Origin of the sequence: Halodurantibacterium flavum, assembly GCF_042681825.1 — a bacterium.
In the GTDB taxonomy this organism is placed as follows: Bacteria; Pseudomonadota; Alphaproteobacteria; order Rhodobacterales; family Rhodobacteraceae; genus Halodurantibacterium; species Halodurantibacterium flavum.
Window position 1 is genome coordinate 1 of record NZ_JBHUGH010000020.1, and the last position, 1,667, is coordinate 1,667.

Annotated in this window: 2 protein-coding genes; both read left to right on the forward strand. The window is 66.0% G+C overall.

Annotation, left to right across the window (positions count from 1 at the left end):
• Positions 1-798 (forward strand): Mu transposase domain-containing protein (locus ACFSGJ_RS17150; protein ID WP_417398446.1); only part of this gene is annotated, 798 nt, incomplete at its 5' end.
• A 14-nt stretch (positions 799-812) separates the two neighbouring features.
• Positions 813-1,577 (forward strand): IS21-like element helper ATPase IstB, encoded by a 765-nt coding sequence (istB, locus tag ACFSGJ_RS17155; RefSeq protein ID WP_390264670.1) that lies wholly within the window; start codon positions 813-815, stop codon positions 1,575-1,577.
• Positions 1,578-1,667: the final 90 nt, after the last annotated feature.

Below are 1,667 nucleotides of genomic sequence, written 5' to 3' on the forward strand. Positions count from 1 at the left end.
CGTCCTTACAAGCCCCGCGACAAGGCGAAGGTGGAAGTCGCCGTGCAAGTTGCTCAGCGCTGGATTCTGGCGCGGCTGCGCAACCTGCGCTTCTTCTCCCTGGCCGATCTGAACGCCGCGATCCGGCGGCTGCTGAACGAACTGAACGTGCGCGTCATGCGCGGCTATGGCGCCAGCCGTGCCGACCTCTTCGCCACGATCGACCGGCCGAACCTCCAGCCGCTGCCGCCGGAGCCCTACACGTTCGCCCGCTGGAAGCGCGCCCGCGTCGCGCCCGACTATCACGTCGAGGTCGACAGCTCCTGGTATTCCGTGCCGTTCGGGCTGATCCGGCAGGAGGTTGATGTCCGCGTCTGCAGAGCGGTCGTTGAGATCTTCCATAAAGGGCAACGGGTTGCCAGCCATCCACGCTGCCTTGGCCGACGCAGCCACGTTACGGTCCCAGAGCACATGCCCTCGTCCCACCGTCGCCACGCGGAATGGACGCCCGCCCGCGTATTGGCGCAAGCCGAAAAGCTCGGTCCGTCGGTGGCGGCATTTTGCGAGGCTGTGATGGCCGACCGACCTCATCCCGAGCAGGGCTTTCGAAGTTGCCTTGGCGTTCTTGCGCTGGCCAGGAGCTATGAGCCCACCCGCCTCGATGCCGCCTGCCGACGGGGATTATCCATTCGGGCCCGCTCCGTCGCTTCCATCAGATCGATCCTGAAGAACGGGCTCGACACTGCCTTCCTCGAAGAAGACCCCGAACAGCTTCCTCTCCAGCATTCGAACATCCGCGGACAGGGCTATTACCATTGAAAGGAGATCTCACCTTGCTGACCCATCCCACTTCCGAGCGCCTGATCGCCCTCGGCTTCACCGGCATGGCCAAGGCGCTGGACGAGCAGCGACACGCCCCGGCCACCTTCGATAACCTCGGCTTCGAAGAACGGCTGGGCCTTCTGGTCGACCGGGAGGTCGCCGAACGAGACGCAAAGCGACTGACCGCCCGCCTCAAGTTCGCCGCCCTGCGCCAGGCCGCCTGTGTTGAGGATCTCGACCTGCGCACCCCGCGCGGCATCGACCGCGCCGTCATGGCTCACCTGATCGATGGTGCATGGATCGCGCGCCACGAGAACCTGCTCATCACCGGCCCGACCGGCCTCGGCAAGAGTTGGATCGCCTGCGCACTCGGCCACAAGGCCTGCCGCGACGGTCACGCCGTCGCCTACCATCGGGTGGGGCGTCTCTTCGAGGCCCTCGCCATCGCACGAGGCGACGGCCGACACGCCCGGATGCTCAAGGCGCTCGCCAGGACCGACCTGCTCATTCTCGATGACTGGGGCCTTGCCGTCCTGACATCAACGGAGCGGCGGGACATGCTGGAGATCCTGGAGGACCGGCACGGCCGTGGCTCCACGATCGTCACCAGTCAGCTCCCGGTCGAGCACTGGCACGACGCCATCGGCGACCCGACTCTGGCCGACGCCATTCTGGACCGGCTCGTCCACAATGCACACCGTCTGCCCCTCGCCGGAGAAAGCATGCGAAAGCGCGCCGCCGCGATGAAACCGCTTGACCCGACGGGTCGAGCCTGACTCCATGCACCAGTCGGCCAGACTGCCCGAGGCGTGGAATGGCTGCCCACGATGCCGTGGAATCGATGCCCATCTTCCGTGGAATACGCA